The 2,471-nt window shown below is 46.9% G+C and carries 3 protein-coding genes and 1 pseudogene; 2 read left to right on the forward strand and 2 right to left on the reverse strand.

Annotated elements, in window-relative coordinates; genetic code table 11:
- Together HMPREF1028_RS10310 and rpsJ are read left to right on the forward strand one after the other, a co-directional pair.
- On the forward strand, nt 1-523 hold a 523-nt coding region (locus HMPREF1028_RS10310), incomplete at its 5' end, for an EF-Tu/IF-2/RF-3 family GTPase (protein ID WP_009312701.1).
- Between the two features lie 17 nt (nt 524-540).
- Nucleotides 541-852, forward strand: coding sequence for a 30S ribosomal protein S10 (gene rpsJ, locus HMPREF1028_RS10315; RefSeq protein WP_002642322.1), 312 nt, complete (start codon nt 541-543; stop codon nt 850-852).
- A 776-nt stretch (nt 853-1,628) separates the two neighbouring features.
- Here the strand turns inward: rpsJ and HMPREF1028_RS10320 are convergent.
- Nucleotides 1,629-1,904: an oxidative damage protection protein gene (locus HMPREF1028_RS10320; RefSeq protein WP_003762149.1), complete on the reverse strand. Its 276-nt coding sequence runs from the start codon at nt 1,902-1,904 to the stop codon at nt 1,629-1,631.
- Nucleotides 1,905-1,983: 79 nt separating this feature from the next.
- Nucleotides 1,984-2,471 (reverse strand): annotated as a pseudogene (locus HMPREF1028_RS10325) (hypothetical protein); the annotation flags it as partial.

Here is a 2,471-nt window from a genome sequence, read left to right on the forward strand (position 1 = left end):
CTCCGGTCGCGGTACCGTAGTAACCGGCCGTGTAGAGCGCGGTGTTATCCACGTTGGTGACGAGATCGAAATCGTAGGTCTGAAAGAAACTCAAAAAACCACTTGTACCGGTGTTGAAATGTTCCGCAAACTGCTGGACGAAGGTCAAGCCGGTGACAACGTAGGCGTATTGCTGCGCGGTACCAAACGTGAAGAAGTGGAACGCGGTCAAGTATTGGCTAAACCGGGTACCATCACTCCGCACACTAAATTCAAAGCAGAAGTGTACGTATTGAGCAAAGAAGAGGGTGGTCGTCATACTCCGTTCTTCGCTAACTATCGTCCTCAATTCTACTTCCGTACTACCGACGTAACCGGCGCGGTTACTTTGGAAGAAGGTGTAGAAATGGTTATGCCTGGTGAGAACGTAGCCATTACTGTAGAACTGATTGCGCCTATCGCTATGGAAGAAGGTTTGCGCTTTGCGATTCGCGAAGGTGGCCGTACCGTAGGTGCAGGTGTGGTTTCTTCTATCATCGCTTAATTGAAGGATATCGATAAATGGCAAACCAAAAAATCCGTATCCGCCTGAAAGCTTATGATTACAGCCTGATCGACCGTTCTGCTCAAGAAATCGTTGAAACTGCAAAACGTACCGGTGCCGTTGTAAAAGGTCCGATTCCGTTGCCGACTAAAATTGAGCGTTTCAACATTCTGCGTTCTCCACACGTGAATAAAACTTCTCGTGAACAATTGGAAATCCGCACCCACTTGCGCCTGATGGACATCGTGGACTGGACTGACAAAACTACCGATGCACTGATGAAACTGGACTTGCCGGCCGGTGTTGATGTAGAAATTAAAGTTCAATAATCGTTGCTTTTGATAGAAAGCCGAATGGTTTATCCGTTCGGCTTTTTATTTTTTAACCCATTGAAGCATTTATGGTGGATTCAAATAGAAATAGGGCATTCTGTTGATTGGTATAGCGGATTAAATTTAAATCAGGACAATGCGACGAAGCCGCAGACAGTACAGATAGTACGGAACCGATTCACTTGGTGCTTCAGCACCTTAGAGAATCGTTCTCTTTGAGCTAAGGCGAGGCAACGCCGTACCGGTTTAAAGTTAATCCACTATGGTGCAGCTGGTCAAAGAAACCATGTTGAGGTCGTCTGAAAACAGATGATTGGTGAAATTCATTTGAGCTTTTGCGAAAACCAGTCTTGAAGAGCGGCAAATTTGGATGGGTTATTGCGATTCGGCCAACTCTTGTCCAAAGGATGCAATAAGCTGGCGGTAAATTTGATAAGCTGATAAACGGTTGCGATTTTCCTCTTTTGCGGGGGAGAGGAATAGGGAAAATACGGAAATAGCGGAAATATAGTGGATTAACTTTAAACCGGTACGGCGTTGCCTCGCCTTAGCTCAAAGAGAACGATTCTCTAAGGTGCTGAAGCACCAAGTGAATCGGTTCCGTACTATCTGTACTGTCTGCGGCTTCGTCGCCTTGTCTTGATTTAAATTTAATCCACTATAAATTTAATCCACTATAAAATGAAACGGCTTTGCAGCAAGTTTATTGATACAAAAAGGTCGTCTGAAATCCGATTTTCGTTTTCAGACGACCTTTTGAGCAAATGATGACGTTATTTTGGCTCTTGCGGCACATAACCTTGAACGGCATCTGCACCGTCGCCGAAGAAATACTGTTCCATTTGTTGTGCCAGATATTCGCGTGCGCGCGGGTCGGCGAGGCTTAAACGGTTTTCGTTAATCAGCATGGTTTGGTGGCGCGTCCACGCATTCCAAGCTTCTTGAGATACATTTTCAAAAATGCGCTTGCCCAATTCGTTGGGCAGCGGTGGGAATTTCATACCTTCGGCTTCTTTGCCGAGTTTGACGCAGTGAACCATACGGGTCATGGCGGGTTTCCTTAAAAAACGGGGTTTCAGACGAGGCATATTTTAACGTATCGGCCGACGTTCGGAAAGGCAGGGCGGTTTACCACATTGCTTTTCTGCGCAAAGGCTCGTTATGGTCGCCTTTGACCAGCTCCCAAATGGTCAGGCCCATTTGGGGTCCGAGAAGTGCTTTTTGTGTCCGTACTCCTTCTCCTTCAGGGAAAATTTCGCCTTTATTGAAATGGCGGGTCTCACCGTCAAAGCTGGTGATTTTCCACATACCTGAAATTGGAACTGGCTCTTCCTCGACGCCGATGATTTCCTGCGGCGCTTGGGTGTAGATCCGCTTGCCGTCCTTTTCTTCCACTTCCCAGCCGTCCCATCTTCTCGACCAATAATACATCTGTTCGCGGGTAATGCCGCCCATATTTTCGCGCGGATATTTTTCGCGTATCGGTTCTAAAGCTCGGTTTAGCGCAATGTAGTCCAAGGGTAAATCTTCGCGGATATCCCCTGTTTCGGGCAGGCTGCCGATTTTAAAAACCTTGATACCGGCAAAGTCGCGCAGAGTAATATCGGGATGATTTG

The sequence above is a fragment of the Neisseria sp. GT4A_CT1 genome (assembly GCF_000227275.1).
Lineage (GTDB): Bacteria > Pseudomonadota > Gammaproteobacteria > Burkholderiales > Neisseriaceae > Neisseria.

Coding starts and splice junctions, on each gene's coding strand:
- rpsJ (WP_002642322.1), top strand. CDS start 541: ATGGCAAACCAAAAAATCCGTATCCGCCTGAAAGCTTATGATTACAGC.
- HMPREF1028_RS10320 (WP_003762149.1), bottom strand. CDS start 1,904: ATGACCCGTATGGTTCACTGCGTCAAACTCGGCAAAGAAGCCGAAGGT.